The organism is Streptomyces sp. NBC_00846, assembly GCF_045207325.1.
Taxonomy (GTDB): domain Bacteria; phylum Actinomycetota; class Actinomycetes; order Streptomycetales; family Streptomycetaceae; genus Streptomyces.
The window spans coordinates 1,701,958-1,718,476 of the sequence record NZ_CP108846.1 but is presented as its reverse complement, the minus strand read 5'-3'; the positions used below and the strand labels follow the sequence as shown (position 1 = coordinate 1,718,476).

At 69.9% G+C, this 16,519-nt stretch carries 14 protein-coding genes; all 14 read left to right on the top strand.

The genetic code is table 11. The features are described from left to right. Positions 1 to 4: 4 nt before the first annotated feature. The 14 genes from OG936_RS07945 to OG936_RS07880 all read left to right on the top strand — a co-directional run bounded on the left by OG936_RS07945 (position 5) and on the right by OG936_RS07880 (position 16,443). Entirely contained in the window at positions 5 to 1,987 is a 1,983-nt protein-coding gene (locus OG936_RS07945; protein WP_406493483.1) for a penicillin-binding transpeptidase domain-containing protein, read from the top strand. A gap of 18 nt (positions 1,988 to 2,005) precedes the next feature. Continuing rightward, a complete protein-coding gene (locus OG936_RS07940; RefSeq protein ID WP_406493481.1) occupies positions 2,006 to 3,727 on the top strand; it encodes a UDP-N-acetylmuramoyl-L-alanyl-D-glutamate--2,6-diaminopimelate ligase in 1,722 nt (573 codons plus the stop codon). Between the two features lie 4 nt (positions 3,728 to 3,731). After that, positions 3,732 to 5,138, top strand: a complete 1,407-nt coding sequence (murF, locus tag OG936_RS07935) for a UDP-N-acetylmuramoyl-tripeptide--D-alanyl-D-alanine ligase (RefSeq protein ID WP_406493480.1) — start codon at positions 3,732 to 3,734, stop codon at positions 5,136 to 5,138. Then, positions 5,135 to 6,205 (top strand): phospho-N-acetylmuramoyl-pentapeptide-transferase, encoded by a 1,071-nt coding sequence (gene mraY / locus OG936_RS07930; RefSeq protein ID WP_406493478.1) that lies wholly within the window; start codon positions 5,135 to 5,137, stop codon positions 6,203 to 6,205. Before murF ends, mraY begins: the two co-directional genes overlap by 4 nt. After that, positions 6,202 to 7,629, top strand: a complete 1,428-nt coding sequence (gene murD, locus OG936_RS07925; protein WP_406500356.1) for a UDP-N-acetylmuramoyl-L-alanine--D-glutamate ligase — start codon at positions 6,202 to 6,204, stop codon at positions 7,627 to 7,629. Before mraY ends, murD begins: the two co-directional genes overlap by 4 nt. A 113-nt stretch (positions 7,630 to 7,742) precedes the next feature. Continuing rightward, entirely contained in the window at positions 7,743 to 9,191 is a 1,449-nt protein-coding gene (gene ftsW, locus OG936_RS07920) for a putative lipid II flippase FtsW (protein ID WP_406493477.1), read from the top strand. Positions 9,192 to 9,197: 6 nt separating this feature from the next. Beyond that, a complete protein-coding gene (gene murG, locus OG936_RS07915) occupies positions 9,198 to 10,292 on the top strand; it encodes an undecaprenyldiphospho-muramoylpentapeptide beta-N-acetylglucosaminyltransferase (RefSeq protein WP_266745657.1) in 1,095 nt (364 codons plus the stop codon). A gap of 50 nt (positions 10,293 to 10,342) precedes the next feature. Then, positions 10,343 to 11,137, top strand: coding sequence for a cell division protein FtsQ/DivIB (locus OG936_RS07910; protein WP_406493475.1), 795 nt, complete (start codon positions 10,343 to 10,345; stop codon positions 11,135 to 11,137). Between the two features lie 277 nt (positions 11,138 to 11,414). Continuing rightward, on the top strand, positions 11,415 to 12,629 hold the full coding sequence (gene ftsZ / locus OG936_RS07905; protein WP_406493473.1) for a cell division protein FtsZ: 1,215 nt from the start codon (positions 11,415 to 11,417) through the stop codon (positions 12,627 to 12,629). After that, positions 12,626 to 13,387, top strand: coding sequence for a peptidoglycan editing factor PgeF (gene pgeF / locus OG936_RS07900; RefSeq protein ID WP_406493472.1), 762 nt, complete (start codon positions 12,626 to 12,628; stop codon positions 13,385 to 13,387). The genes ftsZ and pgeF overlap by 4 nt, the downstream gene beginning before the upstream one ends. Positions 13,388 to 13,393: 6 nt before the next feature. Then, complete coding sequence (locus OG936_RS07895; protein ID WP_406493471.1) at positions 13,394 to 14,113, top strand: YggS family pyridoxal phosphate-dependent enzyme; 720 nt, start codon at positions 13,394 to 13,396, stop codon at positions 14,111 to 14,113. Positions 14,114 to 14,239: 126 nt separating this feature from the next. Further along, positions 14,240 to 14,857 (top strand): cell division protein SepF, encoded by a 618-nt coding sequence (locus OG936_RS07890; RefSeq protein WP_114244064.1) that lies wholly within the window; start codon positions 14,240 to 14,242, stop codon positions 14,855 to 14,857. A 70-nt stretch (positions 14,858 to 14,927) separates the two neighbouring features. After that, positions 14,928 to 15,212, top strand: a complete 285-nt coding sequence (locus OG936_RS07885; protein ID WP_266745652.1) for a YggT family protein — start codon at positions 14,928 to 14,930, stop codon at positions 15,210 to 15,212. A gap of 49 nt (positions 15,213 to 15,261) precedes the next feature. Next, on the top strand, positions 15,262 to 16,443 hold the full coding sequence (locus tag OG936_RS07880) for a DivIVA domain-containing protein (protein WP_406493470.1): 1,182 nt from the start codon (positions 15,262 to 15,264) through the stop codon (positions 16,441 to 16,443). Positions 16,444 to 16,519 lie beyond the last annotated feature (76 nt).

The following is a 16,519-nucleotide window of genomic DNA, read 5'->3' as shown; positions in this document are numbered from 1 at the left end:
CGCAGTGTCTCCCAAGGAACCACCGCGCCGCCGGGTCCCCGGCCCCGCGCGCCCCCGCAACGCCGTAGGCGGCCAGGGGCACCCCCGGCCCGCCGCCCGCCGCCGGCCGTCCCCGGCGCCACGCGCCCGCGCGCCCCGCAACCGGCCCGCGCGCCCACTCCGTCTCGGCAGCCCGCGCCCCCGGCTCCGCCTGGTCGGCGTCGCCCTGACGCTCGTCATGCTGGTGTTCGTCGTCCGGCTGCTCCAGGTCCAGGCCGTCGATGCCAACGCGTACGCGGCCAAGGCCAAGGAGAACCGCTACCTCAGCTACACGATCTCCGCCGAGCGCGGCGAGATCACCGACCGCAGCGGTATCGCGCTGGCCACCAGCGTCGACGCGTACGACATCACCGCCGACCCGTCGATGTTCACGCCCGAATTCAGCAAGGCCCCCGACGCGCCCCGGCAGGCGGCGGCGCTCCTCGCCCCGATCCTCGGCGCCGACGCCGCCGAGCTCACCGCGAAACTTTCCAAGGAGGGCCGTTACACGGTCCTGGCCCGCCGGCAGACCCCGCAGGTCTGGAATCAGATCAGGGACCTCAAGTCCGTCTTCGCCGGGAAGGCGGCGAAGGACAAGGCGGCCGGCGGTCCCGGAGCCAACGTGCTGGCCGGGGTCTTCCAGGTGGCGACCACCAAACGGGTCTACCCCAACGGAGGGCTCGCCGCCGGGATACTCGGTTATGTCAACGCCGAAGGCAAGGGCGCGGGCGGCCTCGAATCGCAGCTGGACAAGGAGCTCGCGGGCGAGGACGGCAAGATCAAGTACGCCCAGTCCGGCGGCCGGCGGGTGCCCACCGCGGGCACCAAGGAGGTCCCGGCCGTCGCCGGGTCCGACATCGAGCTGACCATCGACCGCGACATCCAGTGGGCCGCCCAGCAGGCCATCACCGACCAGGTGAAGAAGTCCAAGGCGGACCGCGGTTACGTGGTCGTGCAGAACACCAGGACCGGCGAGGTCCTCGCCATGGCCAACGCGCCCGGCTTCGACCCCAACGACCTCTCGCAGGCCGACGCGGCGTCGCTGGGCAACGCGGCGCTCCAGGACGCGTACGAGCCCGGCTCCACCAGCAAGGTCATGTCCATGGCCGCAGTGCTGGAGGAGGGCGTCGCCACCCCCGGCACCCATGTGACCGTCCCCAACCTGCTGCACCGCGGCGACCGGCTCTTCAAGGACGACATCGACCACCCCACCTGGTACCTGACGCTCAACGGCGTACTCGCCAAGTCCAGCAACATCGGCACCATCCTGGCCACCGGGGAACTGGGCAGGACCCAACCCCAGGCCAACAAGGTCCTCTACTCCTACCTGCGCAAGTTCGGGATCGGCTCGCCGACCGGCCTCGGCTACCCGGGCGAGACCCCCGGCATCCTGGCCAAGCCCGAGGGCTGGTCGACTTCGCAGCAGTACACGATCCCGTTCGGCCAGGGCCTCTCGCTCAACGCCATGCAGGCCGCCTCCATCTACTCGACGATCGCCAACGGCGGGGTGCGCATCGCACCCACGCTGGTACGCGGCACCAAGGGCCCCGACGGCCACTTCAAGGCCGCCCCCGCTCCCGAACGGAGCCGGGTGGTCAGCGAGAAGACCGCCAAGACGCTCGCCACGATGCTGGAATCGGTGGTCGGAGACGATGAGGGCACCGGAACGAAGGCCAAGATCCCGGGCTACCGGGTGGCGGGCAAGACCGGTACCGCCAACCGGGTCGACCCCGTACGCGGCGGCTACCACGGCTACACCGCGTCCTTCGCGGGCTTCGCACCCGCCGACGACCCGCAGATCACCGTCTACTGCGCGATCCAGAACCCCACCAAGGGCAGCTACTTCGGCGGTCAGATCTGCGGACCGATCTACAAACGGGTCATGGAGTTCGCGCTGAAGACCCTCCAGACCCCACCGTCCGGCAGCGAGCCAGCCCGGCTGCCGGTGTCCTTCCAGCCCGGCGAGTGAACACGGGGAGACCGACCAGTGACAACCATCACTCCCGATCCCGGGAACCGGAACGGGAACCGCCAGAACGCCGCCCCCTCACTTCGCGAGAGGCCGGGTGCGCCCGGTACGCTCACCGCCGTGCCCCACGCTGATCAGTTCCAAACCACCCAGAAGGACGCGCCTGTGAACTACCCGGGAGCGCCCCGCCCGGACCGGATCGGACCGACGCCCCTCGGCGATCTGGCAGCCCGGCTGGGAGTCGAGCCGCCGGGAACCGGCGAGGTCACCGGCATCACCCACGACTCGCGGGCGATCCGCCCCGGCGACCTGTACGCGGCCCTGCCGGGTGCCCGCTTCCACGGCGCCGACTTCGCAGCCCAGGCGGCCGGCCTCGGCGCGGCCGCCGTCCTCACCGACCCGGCGGGCGCCGAGCGCGCCGCCGCCACCGGACTGCCGGTGCTGGTCACCGAGGACCCGCGCGGCCGGATGGGCGAACTCGCCGCCGAGATCTACGGACGGCCCGGCGGTGACCTTCTCCAGATCGGCATCACCGGAACCTCCGGGAAGACCACCACCGCGTACCTCATCGAGGGCGGCTTCCGCGGCGCCGGGCGCGCCACCGGGCTGATCGGCACCGTGGAGACACGGATCGGCGACGAGCGCATCAAGTCCGAGCGCACCACCCCCGAAGCCACCGATCTGCAGGCCCTGTTCGCCGTCATGCGCGAACGCGGGGTCGACTCGGTGACCATGGAGGTCTCCAGCCACGCCCTGGTGCTCGGCCGGGTCGACGGCTGCGTCTTCGACGTCGCGGTCTTCAACAACCTCAGCCCGGAGCACATGGAGTTCCACACCGGGATGGAGGACTACTTCCAGGCCAAGGCACAGCTCTTCACCCCCCGGCGCAGCCGGCAGGGCGTCGTCAACTTCGACGACGAGTACGGCCGCAGGCTGATCGCCCAGGCGAGTGTCCCCGTCGTCACCTTCTCCGCCGAGGGCCACCCGGACGCCGACTGGCGCGCCGAGGACGTCGAAGTCGGGCCGCAGGGCTCCACCTTCACCGTCGTCGGCCCCAAGGACGAGCGGATCGCCGCCAGGGCCCCGCTGCCCGGCCCGTTCAACGTCGCCAACACCCTCGCCGCGATCGTCACCCTCGCCGTCGCGGGCCTCGACCCGCAGACCGCCGCCGACGGCGTCGCCGCCGTTCCGGGCGTCCCCGGCCGGCTGGAACGCGTCGACGCCGGACAGCCGTACCTCGCGGTCGTCGACTACGCGCACAAGACCGACGCCGTCGAATCCGTGCTGCGCTCCCTGCGGAAGGTCACCCAGGGCCGGCTGCACATCGTCCTCGGCTGCGGCGGCGACCGCGACACCACCAAACGCGGCCCGATGGGCGCCGCGGCGGCCCGCCTCGCCGACACTGCCGTACTGACCTCCGACAACCCCCGTTCCGAGGACCCCCTCGGAATCCTCGCCGCCATGCTCGCGGGCGCCGCCGAGGTGCCCGTCCACGAGCGGGGCGACGTCCTGGTCGACGCCGACCGGGCCGCCGCCATCGCCGCCGTGGTCGCCCGCGCCGAGCCCGGTGACACCGTGCTCATCGCCGGCAAGGGCCACGAGCAGGGCCAGGACATCCACGGCGTGGTACGCCCCTTCGACGACCGCGTGGTTCTGCGCGCGGCCATCGAACGCTCCCTGGGGCACAGCGGTACCGACAACACCGCCCACGCCCACACCCACGAGAACAGTCAGGGATGACCAAGTGATCGCCCTTTCCCTCGCCGAGATCGCCGAAATCGTCGGCGGGCAGTCGTACGACATACCCGATCCGGCAGCAACCGTCAACGGTCCCGTCGTCATCGACTCCCGAGAGGTGAAGCAAGGCAGCCTGTTCGTCGCCTTCGCCGGGGAGCGGGTCGACGGCCACGACTACGCGCAGCGCGCCGTCGAGGCGGGCGCGGCAGCCGTGCTGGCCGCCCGCCCCGTCGGTGTTCCGGCGATCGTCGTCGATGACGTCGTGGCCGCCCTCGGCGCGCTCGCCCGCGCCGTCGTGGGCCGCCTCGGCACCACCGTCGTCGCCCTCACCGGCTCCGCGGGCAAGACCTCCACCAAGGACCTCATCGCCCAGCTCCTCGAACGCAAGGGGCCCACGGTCTACCCGGCGGGCAACCTCAACAACGAGATCGGGCTGCCGCTCACCGCCCTGCGCGCCACCGAGGACACCCAGCACCTCGTCCTCGAAATGGGCGCACGCTACGTCGGCGACATCTGTTACCTCACCGGCCTCGTCCCGCCCCGGATCGGTCTCGTCCTCAACGTCGGTACCGCCCACATCGGCGAGTTCGGCGGCCGCGAGCAAATCGCCAAGGCCAAGGGCGAGATGGTCGAGTCGCTGCCACAGGACGGCCTCGCCGTGCTCAACGCCGACGATCCGCTCGTGCGCGCCATGACCTCCCGTACGAAAGCCCGGGTGCTGCTCTTCGGTGAAGCCGCGGAAGCGGACGTACGGGGAGAGAACGTCCGTCTCACCGACGACGGCCGTCCCGCTTTCAAGCTCCACACACCCACCGGGTGCAGCGACGTGACCATGCGCCTGTACGGTGAGCACCACGTGTCGAACGCGCTCGCCGCGGCCGCCGTCGCCCATGAGTTGGGCCTGTCCGCAGACGAGATCGCCGAAGGGCTCTCCGAGGCGGGCACCCTCTCCCGCTGGCGCATGGAGGTCACCGAGCGTCCGGACGGCGTGACGTTCGTCAATGACGCCTACAACGCGAACCCCGAATCCATGAAGGCAGCGCTGCGCGCGCTGGCCGCCATGGGGAAGGGCCGGCGTACGTGGGCGGTGCTCGGCTCCATGGCCGAGCTCGGCGACGCCTCGCTCGCCGAGCACGACGCGGTCGGACGGCTCGCTGTCCGGCTCAACGTCAGCAAGCTCGTCGCGGTCGGGGGCAGAGAGGCCTCCTGGCTGCAACTGGGCGCATACAACGAGGGTTCGTGGGGTGAGGAGTCGGTGCACGTGTCCGACGCGCAGGCTGCCGTCGACCTGTTGCGCAGTGAACTGCGCCCGGGAGACGTCGTGCTGGTGAAGGCGTCCCGGTCGGTCGGCCTGGAGCAGGTCGCCATGGCACTGCTGGAGAACACGTCCGAGGGCGAGGTCGCCGGCCGATGAGGCAGATCCTCTTCGCGGGGGCCATCGGGCTCTTCCTGACCCTGGTCGGAACTCCGCTGCTGATCAAACTGCTGGCCCGCAAGGGATACGGGCAGTTCATCCGGGACGACGGCCCGCGTACCCACGGGTCCAAGAAGGGCACGCCCACCATGGGCGGTATTGCCTTCATTCTGGCGACGATCATCGCGTACGTCCTGGCGAAGGTGATCACCGGTGAGGAGATGCGCTTCTCCGGTGTGCTGGTGCTCTTCCTGATGACCGGCATGGGTCTCGTCGGCTTCCTCGACGACTACATCAAGATCGTCAAGCAGCGCTCGCTGGGTCTGCGGGCCAAAGCGAAGATGGCGGGCCAGCTGATCGTGGGTATCGCCTTCGCGGTGCTCTCGCTCCAGTTCGCCGACGCCCGTGGCAACACCCCTGCCTCCACCAAGCTGTCGTTCGTCGCGGACTTCGGCTGGTCGATCGGCCCGGTGCTGTTCGTCGTCTGGGCGCTGTTCATGATCCTCGCCATGTCCAACGGCGTGAACCTGACGGACGGTCTGGACGGCCTGGCCACCGGCGCGTCGGTGATGGTCTTCGGCGCGTACACCTTTATCGGGCTGTGGCAGTTCCAGGAGTCCTGCGCCAACGCGACGACCCTGACCAACCCCAACGCCTGTTTCGAGGTACGAGATCCACTCGACCTGGCGGTCGTCGCCTCCGCGCTGATGGGCGCCTGCTTCGGCTTCCTGTGGTGGAACACCTCGCCCGCCAAGATCTTCATGGGCGACACCGGCTCGCTCGCCCTCGGCGGCGCCCTCGCGGGTCTGGCCATCTGCTCCCGCACGGAGTTCCTGGTGGCCGTCCTCGGCGGACTCTTCGTGATGATCACCATGTCCGTGGTCATCCAGGTCGGCTCCTTCAAGATGACCGGTAAGCGGGTCTTCCGGATGGCGCCGCTCCAGCACCACTTCGAACTCAAGGGGTGGTCCGAGGTCCTTGTCGTGGTCCGCTTCTGGATCATCCAGGGCATGTGCGTGATCGTCGGACTCGGTCTCTTCTACGCGGGATGGGCAGCCGAGAAGTGAGCAACCAGGACTGGCAGGGCAAGCACGTCACCGTCGCGGGACTCGGAGTCTCCGGAATCCCGGCGGCCACGGTGCTGCACGGCCTGGGCGCCGTCGTCACGGTGGTCAACGACGGGGACGACGAGCGTTCCCGTACGCAGGCCGCGGAGCTGGAGGCGCAGGGCATCACCGTGCGCCTCGGCGACGGGGCGACCCTGCCCGAGTCCACCGAGCTCATCGTCACCACCCCGGGCTGGAAGCCCGACAAACCGCTCTTCACCGCAGCCGCCGAGGCGGGCGTCCCGGTCTGGGGCGACGTCGAACTCGCCTGGCGGCTGCGCGGCCACGGCGGCAGGGAACCGGCGCCCTGGCTCGCGGTCACCGGCACCAACGGCAAGACCACGACCGTACGGATGCTCGCCGCCATCCTGGAGGCGGCCGGGCTGCGCACCGCCGCGGTCGGCAACATCGGCGTCTCCCTCCTCGACGCCGTCCTCGGTGACGAGGAGTACGACGTACTCGCCGTCGAACTGTCCAGCTACCAGCTGCACTGGGCGCCCTCGCTGCGCGCCCACTCCGCGGCCGTCCTCAACCTGGCCCCCGACCACCTCGACTGGCACGGCTCCATGGAGGCGTACGTCGCGGACAAGGGCCGGATCTACGAGGGCAACCGCGTCGCCTGCGTCTACAACGCGGCCGAGAAGGCGACCGAGGACCTGGTCCGCGCGGCCGATGTCGAGGAGGGCTGCCGCGCCATCGGCTTCACCCTGGGCACACCGGGTCCGTCCCAACTGGGCGTCGTCGACGGCATCCTCGTCGACCGCGCCTTCGTGACGAACCGGCAGAAGCAGGCCCAGGAGCTCGCCGAGGTCACCGACGTCAACCCGCCGGCCCCGCACAACATCGCCAACGCCCTGGCGGCCGCGGCCCTGGCCCGCGCCTTCGGTGTCGAGCCCGCGGCCGTACGGGACGGACTGCGGGCCTTCCGCCCCGACCCGCACCGCATCGAGCGCGTCGAGGACATCGACCAGGTCGCGTACATCGACGACTCCAAGGCCACCAACACCCATGCCGCCGAGGCATCACTCGCGGCCTACGATCCGATCGTCTGGATCGCCGGCGGCCTCGCCAAGGGCGCCACGTTCGACGAGCTGGTGACCGGGGCCGCCGGGCGGCTGCGGGGCGTCGTGCTGATCGGCCGGGACCGGGCCCTGATCCGCGAAGCCCTCGCGCGACACGCCCCCGAAGTCCCGGTGGTCGACCTCGACCGGACCGACACTGGGGCGATGTCCGAGGCGGTCCGTGAGGCGGCACGGCTCGCCCGGCCGGGAGACACCGTACTGATGGCCCCGGCCTGCGCCTCGATGGACATGTTCGCCAATTACAACAAGCGGGGCGAGGCGTTCGCGGACGCGGTCCGCGCACTCGCCGCCGAGAGCGCCTGACGGGCCCGGCCTCCGCAGCGTACCGTCCCGGACGACCGGGTGCGGGCGGCCGCGCCACGGGCCGCGGCCCTCGGCTGCGGCCCCGGGCACGAGCAGTGGAGGGGACAGCGACAATGCCGGCCGAAGAGAGCTCCGCCGCACCCCGTGAGGACCGCTCACGGGCCACCGTGGCGATCAGCCGGGCGTTCGCCCCGCCCCTCCTCGCCGGCGCGGCCGTCCCGGCGCCGCTGGGCCCCGCCCTGCGTGTCCGGCCGGTCACCGGCTCCCGGCGCCCCTCCGTGCCCCGTTCCTCGGGGCGTTCCACCGGCACCCCCCGTGCCCCGCGCGGCGGCGGCGCGCGCCGGATGTACGAGCAGGCACGCCGGACCTGGGACCGCCCTCTGACCGCGTACTACCTGATCCTGGGCGCCGGCCTGCTGATCACCGTGCTCGGCCTGGTGATGGTCTACTCCGCCTCGATGATCAAGGCCCTGGAGCTGGACAAACCCGGCACCTACTTCTTCCGTAAACAGCTCTTCGCCGCCGTGATCGGCGGCGGACTGATGGCGATCGCCGCCCGTATGCCCACCAAACTGCACCGGGCGTTCGCCTACCCGCTGCTCGCGGGGACCGTCTTCCTGATGGTGCTGGTCCAGGTGCCGGGGATCGGAATGTCGATCAACGGCAACCAGAACTGGCTCTCCCTGGGCGGTCCCTTCCTGCTCCAGCCCAGTGAGTTCGCGAAGCTGGCCCTGGTCCTGTGGAGCGCGGACCTGCTCGCCCGCAAACAGGACAAACAGCTGCTGACGCAGTGGAAACACATGCTCGTGCCGCTCGTCCCGGTCGCCTTCCTGCTCCTCGGGCTGATCATGCTCGGCGGCGACATGGGCACTGCGATCATTCTCACGGCGATCCTGTTCGGACTGCTCTGGCTGGCAGGGGCCCCCACCCGGCTCTTCGCCGGGGTGCTCGGTTTCGCCGGGGTGATCGCCTTCGTGCTGATCAAGACCAGCCCGAACCGGATGTCCAGGCTCGCCTGCGTCGGCGCCAGCGATCCCGGGCCCGGGGACTCCTGCTGGCAGGCCGTGCACGGAATCTACGCCCTGGCATCCGGCGGATGGTTCGGTTCCGGGATCGGCGCGAGTGTGGAAAAATGGGGTCAACTACCCGAACCGCACACGGACTTCATCTTCGCCATCACCGGGGAGGAACTGGGGTTGGCGGGGACGCTGTCGGTACTCGCCCTCTTCGCGGCTCTAGGCTATGCGGGTATCCGCGTGGCCGGACGCACGGAGGACCCCTTCGTGAGGTACGCCGCGGGAGGTGTGACCACCTGGATCATGGTGCAGACCGTGATCAACATCGGTGCGGTGCTCGGCCTGCTGCCGATCGCCGGTGTCCCGCTCCCGCTGTTCTCCTACGGAGGATCGGCCCTGCTGCCGACCATGTTCGCTGTCGGGCTGCTGATCGCGTTCGCGCGAGAGGATCCCGCCGCGAAGGCGGCCCTGGCCATGCGTAGGCCCGGGGTGAGATGGAAGACGATGAGACGGCGCGTCAAGAAGCGTCCGTCCGGAGAGCGGTGAATTTCGGTGCATGTCGTACTCGCCGGTGGGGGGACCGCCGGCCACATCGAGCCCGCGCTTGCCCTCGCGGACGCCCTGCGCAGGCAGGACCCGAGCGTGGGGATCACTGCCCTCGGCACGGAGCGCGGACTCGAGACCAGGCTCGTACCCGAGCGGGGGTACGAACTCGCCCTGATCCCGGCCGTGCCGCTGCCACGCAAGCCCACCCCGGAACTGATCACCGTCCCGGGACGGCTGCGCGGCACCATCAAGGCCGCTGAGCAGATCCTGGAGCGCACCAAGGCGGACTGCGTCGTCGGCTTCGGCGGCTACGTCGCCCTGCCCGGCTACCTCGCCGCCAAGCGGGCCGGTGTGCCGATCGTCGTCCATGAGGCCAACGCCCGGCCGGGCCTGGCCAACAAGATCGGTTCCCGGTACGCCCACGGGGTCGCCGTCTCCACCCCCGACAGCAAGCTGCGCGGTGCCCGCTACATCGGCATCCCGCTGCGCCGGACCATCGCCACCCTGGACCGGGCCCGGGTCCGTCCCGAGGCGCGTGCGGCCTTCGGCCTCGACCCCAACCTGCCGACGCTGCTGGTCTCCGGCGGCTCGCAGGGCGCCCGCCATCTCAACGAGGTGGTCCAGCGGGTCGCCCCGCTGCTGCAGCGCTCCGGGATCCAGATCCTGCACGTGGTCGGCCCGAAGAACGAATTGCCGCGCATCGACAACATGCCCGGTATGCCGCCCTATATCCCGGTACCGTACGTGGACCGGATGGACCTCGCGTACGCTGCGGCCGACATGATGCTCTGCCGTGCGGGCGCGATGACCGTCGCCGAACTCTCCGCCGTCGGGCTCCCCGCCGCCTACGTACCGCTGCCCATCGGCAACGGCGAACAGCGGCTCAACGCCCAGCCGGTGGTCAATGCCGGCGGCGGTCTGCTGGTGGATGACGCGGCGCTCACCCCCGAGTGGGTACAGGGCAACGTCCTGCCGGTGCTCGCGGATCCGCACCGGTTGTACGAGATGTCCCGCGCCGCCGCCGAGTTCGGCCGCAGGGACGCCGACGATCTGCTCGTCGGCATGGTGTACGAGGCGATTGCCGCACGCCGAGGCGCGTGAGGCGGACGGGTCCGGGGGCGGTGCCCCCAGACCCGGCGTAAGGAGCGAGCGTGGCCGGACCGACGACCGCCCAGCGCGGTGCAGCGCAGCAGGAGGACTCCCCGGCCCGCCCGCCGCGCCCGCACCCCGAAGGCCGCAGGCGGCCCAGCCGCGGACAGCTGATCGTCATCGGCGCGCTGGTCCTCCTGCTCGGCTCCGGCGCCGTGTGGGCGCTCTACGGCTCCTCATGGCTCCGGGCCGAACAGGTCAGGATCACCGGCCTCGACGTGCTGACACCGGCCGAGGTGAAGGCCGCCGCGGCCGTACCGATCGGCGCTCCCCTGATCTCCGTGGACACCGATGCCATCGCCGACCGGTTGCGCCGGAAGCTGCCACGTATCGACTCGGTGGATGTCGTACGGTCATGGCCGCATGGAATCGGACTCGAGGTGACCGAACGGCAGCCGGTCCTGTTGATGAAAAAGGGTACAAAGTTTACCGAAGTGGACGCGAAAGGAGTGCGGTTCGCGACGGTGGACAAATCGCCCGGGCAGGTGCCTCTGCTTGAATTGGCGCCCGGTCGGTCGGCAAGTCTGCGCCGCTTCGGCAGCGCCCGGCTGGTGCGGGAAGCGGTCCGGGTCGCGGGCGGACTTCCGGCGGGCATCGCCAAGGACACCCGGGTCGTACGGGTCACCTCGTACGACTCGATCTCCCTGGAACTCACCCGTGGTCGCACGGTGATCTGGGGCAGTGGCAAAGACGGGCCGGCGAAGGCGAAAGTCCTCACCGCTCTCATGAAAGCCGCTCCCAAAGCGGGACACTTCGACGTGAGTGCACCCACCGCCCCTGCCGTGTCCGGTAGTTGACGCACATTTGGCCTGGCCAGCACCCTGGTTGGTCAGCGCTACGGGTGATCACATAGGGTGAAAAGAAAAACGGGAGGTTCGGCGTGTTCGTTGAACGTGCGCCACTTGTCGACTTAGTGTCCTGTTCGGAAGAGTCCATGAAGCAGACACACTGGTAACCCTAAACTTCAACGTTAGGGTTTGGGTCGGCGTTTCGGACCGTCCCAATCGGCATCCGTCGTCGCGGCGGGACCCCCGCACAGCGACGACACGTAACTCGAGGCGAGAGGCCTTCGACGTGGCAGCACCGCAGAACTACCTCGCAGTCATCAAGGTCATCGGTGTCGGCGGCGGTGGTGTCAATGCCATCAACCGAATGATCGAGGTCGGTCTCAAGGGCGTCGAGTTCATCGCGATCAACACGGATGCGCAAGCCCTGTTGATGAGCGACGCCGACGTCAAGCTCGACGTCGGCCGCGAACTCACCCGTGGCCTCGGCGCCGGGGCCAACCCGGCCGTCGGTCGCAAGGCGGCAGAGGACCACCGTGAGGAGATCGAGGAGGTCCTCAAGGGGGCCGACATGGTCTTCGTCACCGCCGGAGAGGGCGGCGGCACCGGCACCGGCGGCGCACCCGTCGTCGCCAACATCGCGCGCTCGCTCGGCGCCCTCACGATCGGCGTGGTCACCCGCCCGTTCACCTTCGAGGGCCGGCGGCGCGCGAACCAGGCGGAGGACGGCATCGCCGAGCTCCGCGAAGAGGTCGACACCCTCATCGTCATTCCCAACGACCGACTGCTGTCCATCTCGGACCGCCAGGTCAGCGTGCTCGACGCGTTCAAGTCGGCCGACCAGGTGCTGCTCTCGGGCGTCCAGGGCATCACCGACCTCATCACGACCCCGGGCCTGATCAACCTCGACTTCGCCGACGTCAAGTCGGTCATGTCCGAGGCCGGATCGGCACTCATGGGCATCGGCTCGGCCCGCGGCGACGACCGTGCCGTGGCCGCCGCGGAGATGGCGATCTCCTCGCCGCTCCTGGAGGCGTCCATCGACGGCGCCCGCGGTGTCCTGCTCTCCATCTCCGGCGGCAGCGACCTCGGTCTCTTCGAGATCAACGAGGCCGCCCAGCTGGTGAGTGAGGCGGCTCACCCCGAGGCGAACATCATCTTCGGTGCGGTCATCGACGACGCACTGGGCGACGAGGTCCGCGTCACCGTGATCGCGGCGGGTTTCGACGGCGGACAGCCGCCGGCCCGGCGCGAGAACGTCCTGGGCGCGAACTCCACCAAGCGCGAGGAGCCGGCTCCGCCGGTCCGGACCGCCGAGCCCGTGCGCCAGAGCGGCGGACTGGGCTCCGTGATCCCGCGCGAGGAGCCCCCGGTCCAGGCCGAGCCCGTACCGGCGGTCGGCGAGAGCCACCTGCCGCCGGTCACTCCGCCGCACATCCCGCCGGCCCGTCCCTACCAGGACTCCCAGGCCGAGGAGCTGGATGTTCCGGACTTCTTGAAGTGATAGGTCGGCATCACGCAGTTCCCGCAGTGTCCTCAGTAACCTCGGGGGGCCGCGGCGCGCACTTCGCCTTCACCGACAGGTGGGGTGGGGTGAGCGCCGCTCCGCACGAGGAGCTCAACCTCGGCGGCGCGGTCGGAGACGACCCCGCCGCCGTTCTGGCCAATCGGGAGCGGGCCGCCCGGGCCCTCGGCCTCGACCCGGCGCAGGTCGTCTGGATGAACCAGGTGCACGGGCGGGACGTCGCGGTCGTCGACGGCCCGTGGGGAGACGCTTCGGAGATCCCCGCGGTGGACGCGGTGGTGACCGCACGGCGCGGACTCCCGCTCGCCGTGCTCACCGCCGACTGCACCCCCGTACTCCTCGCCGACCCGGTCGCCGGGGTCGCGGCGGCCGCGCACGCGGGCCGTCCCGGCCTCGTCGCCGGAATCGTTCCGGCCACGGTCGAGGCCATGACCGGACTGGGCGCCGAACCCTCCCGGATCGTCGCCCGTACCGGACCGGCGGTCTGCGGACGGTGCTACGAAGTCCCGTCCCGGATGCGTGCCGAGGTCGCCGAGAGCGTTCCGGCCTCCTGGTCCGAGACCAGTTGGGGCACCCCGGCCGTGGACGTCACCGCGGGGGTCCACGCGCAACTCGAAGCCCTCGGGGTCGAGGACCGGCTCGCATCGCCGGTCTGCACTCTCGAATCGGGCGACCACTTCTCGTACCGCCGCGACCGCATCACCGGGCGGCTCGCCGGATATGTCTGGTTGGACTGATAGGGCATGACGGACCGTAAGACTCAACTCGCCGAAAATCTGGCACAGGTGGAAGAACGCATTGCTTCCGCCTGTATCGCCGCCGGCCGTAATCGGGAAGAAGTGACCCTCATCGTGGTCACCAAGACCTATCCCGCGAGCGATGTGCGGATTCTGCATGAACTCGGTGTGCGTCATGTCGCAGAGAATCGTGACCAGGACGCGGCGCCCAAAGCAGCCGAATGTGCGGATCTGTCGCTCACCTGGCACTTTGTCGGTCAATTGCAGACCAATAAGGTTCGCTCTGTGGCGAGTTACGCAAACGTCGTACAGTCGGTGGATCGGACCAAATTGGTCACGGCTCTCTCGGCGGCGGCCGTGCGCGAAGGGCGCGAACTCGGCTGTCTCATCCAGGTCGCGCTCGACGCGGAGAGCGGTGAGCGGGGTGACCGGGGCGGCGTCGCGCCGGACGGGATCGAGGAGTTGGCCGCGGCGGTCGAAGCCGCGCCCGGACTGCGGCTCGGCGGTCTGATGACCGTCGCGCCGCTCGCCGGACCGTATGCGGGACGGCAACGCGCCGCCTTCGACCGGCTGATGGAATTCTCATCCCGCCTGCGCGGGAACCATCCGGCTGCGAACATGGTCTCCGCGGGGATGAGCGCGGACCTCGAGGATGCCGTTGCGGCCGGAGCGACACATGTGCGCGTCGGTACGGCGGTACTCGGAGTCCGACCGAGGCTCGGGTAACGTCGCCAAGCAGGTCGGACCACAGCAGAAAATATGGTCATTCCCGCCTATGGCGGGCAGGCCTCAGTGGATCGCGGGGCACTTGGTGACAGATGCCGATCCACCACAGAGCGGAGGACTCAGAGCATGGCCGGCGCGATGCGCAAGATGGCGGTCTACCTCGGCCTCGTGGAGGACGATGGGTACGACGGTCCGGGGTTCGACCCCGACGACGAATTCGAACCCGAGCCGGAGCCCGAGCGCGACCGGCGGCGGCATCAGCCCGCGCATCAGGTGGAGCGGGACCGGGAACGGGACGAGCCGGTGCGAGTGGTGCAGCCTCCCGCGCAGCGGGAACCGGTTCAGATCCCGGCGGAAAGGGAGCGACCCGCCCGAATCGCCCCCGTGGCATCCATCACACCTGAACGCCCGAACATGGAGAAGAACGCGCCGGTGATCATGCCCAAGGTTGTGTCCGAGCGGGAGCCCTACCGCATCACCACGCTGCACCCCAGGACCTACAACGAGGCCCGTACCATCGGGGAACACTTCCGTGAGGGCACTCCGGTGATCATGAATCTCACGGAGATGGACGATACGGACGCGAAGCGACTTGTCGACTTTGCCGCAGGACTCGTCTTCGGTCTCCATGGCAGCATTGAGCGCGTGACGCAGAAGGTGTTCCTGTTGTCGCCTGCTAACGTCGATGTCACGGCGGAGGACAAGGCCCGCATCGCTGAGGGCGGATTCTTCAACCAGAGCTGAGAACGCGACACCGGGAACAACCCGGCCGTAAGGCCGGAGCTACGAGAGTCAGGGGAGAGGGAAGCGCGAAATGGGCGTCGTACTGCAAGTTGTCTATATCGCGTTGATGTGTTTCCTCATCGTGCTGATCTTCCGGCTGGTCATGGACTACGTCTTCCAGTTCGCACGTTCATGGCAGCCCGGCAAGCCGATGGTGGTCATACTTGAGGCCACCTACACTGTCACGGATCCACCGCTCAAGCTTCTGCGGCGGTTCATCCCGCCGCTGCGTCTCGGGGGCGTGGCACTCGACCTGTCCTTCTTCGTTCTGATGATCATCGTCTACATCCTGATCAGCATTGTGACCAGGCTGTGAGCGATACGGTCTTGCCGACTGCCGACGACTACGTAGAGGTGAAGAAGAGATGCCGCTGACCCCCGAGGACGTGCGGAACAAGCAGTTCACGACCGTCCGCCTCCGAGAAGGCTATGACGAGGACGAGGTCGATGCCTTCCTCGACGAGGTCGAGTCCGAGCTGACCCGCCTGCTCCGTGAGAACGAGGACCTGCGCGCCAAGCTGGCCGCCGCCACGCGTGCAGCCGCGCAGAACCAGCAGCAGGGGATGCGCAAGCCGGAGCCGCAGGACCGGCCCGGGGCGCCTGTGCCCGCCGCCATATCGGGTCCGCCGGTCCAGCAGCAGCCCCCGCAGATGGGTCCGCCCCAGCTGCCTGGTGGTGCTCCGCAGCTGCCCGCCGGTCCCAGCGGTCATGGTCCCGGTCCCCAGGGCCAGCACGGCCCCGGTCCGCAGGGCCCGCACGGCCCCGGTCCGATGCAGGGCGGTCCCATGGGTGGCCCGATGGGCGGCCCCATGGGCGGTCACGCCCCGCAGCAGCAGATGCAGCAGATGCAGCAGCCGCCGCAGATGCAGCAGCCGCCGCAGATGCAGCAGCCGCCGCAGATGCAGCAGCCCGGTCAGGGCCCCGGCGGCGACAGCGCCGCCCGTGTCCTCTCGCTCGCGCAGCAGACCGCCGACCAGGCGATCGCGGAGGCCCGTTCCGAGGCCAACAAGATCGTCGGCGAGGCGCGCAGCCGTGCCGAGGGCCTGGAGCGCGACGCACGTGCCAAGGCGGACGCGCTGGAGCGGGACGCGCAGGAGAAGCACCGCGTGGCGATGGGCTCGCTGGAGTCGGCCCGCGCGACGCTGGAGCGCAAGGTCGAGGACCTGCGCGGCTTCGAGCGCGAGTACCGGACCAGGCTGAAGTCCTACCTGGAGAGCCAGCTGCGTCAGCTGGAGACCCAGGCCGACGACTCGCTGGCCCCGCCGCGGACCCCGGCGACCGCTTCCCTGCCGCCGTCGCCCTCGCTGGCTCCGGCCGGTGCGGGTGCCATGGGTCACACCATGGGCGGCGGCAACCACGGAGGTCACGGCAGCCAGCCGATGGGCGGCAACCCGTCGATGGGCGGTGGCCCCTCGTACGGTGGCCAGCAGCAGATGTCGCCGGCGATGACCCAGCCGATGGCACCGGTGCGGCCGCAGGCGCCGCAGCCGATGCAGCAGGCTCCTTCGCCGATGCGTGGGTTCCTGATCGACGAGGACGACAACTGAGACGCGTGCGCGCGGTGAGCGCGTAGCCGTCGGCAGGCTGAGGGCCGGGCCCCGGGGTTTCCCCGGGGCCCGGCCC

Bases quoted from the DNA above. Each gene is read 5' to 3' on its own strand.
- OG936_RS07880 (WP_406493470.1), top strand. From the start codon at position 15,262: ATGCCGCTGACCCCCGAGGACGTGCGGAACAAGCAGTTCACGACCGTC.
- OG936_RS07890 (WP_114244064.1), top strand. From the start codon at position 14,240: ATGGCCGGCGCGATGCGCAAGATGGCGGTCTACCTCGGCCTCGTGGAG.
- mraY (WP_406493478.1), top strand. From the start codon at position 5,135: ATGAGGCAGATCCTCTTCGCGGGGGCCATCGGGCTCTTCCTGACCCTG.
- OG936_RS07895 (WP_406493471.1), top strand. From the start codon at position 13,394: ATGACGGACCGTAAGACTCAACTCGCCGAAAATCTGGCACAGGTGGAA.
- ftsW (WP_406493477.1), top strand. From the start codon at position 7,743: ATGCCGGCCGAAGAGAGCTCCGCCGCACCCCGTGAGGACCGCTCACGG.
- OG936_RS07885 (WP_266745652.1), top strand. From the start codon at position 14,928: ATGGGCGTCGTACTGCAAGTTGTCTATATCGCGTTGATGTGTTTCCTC.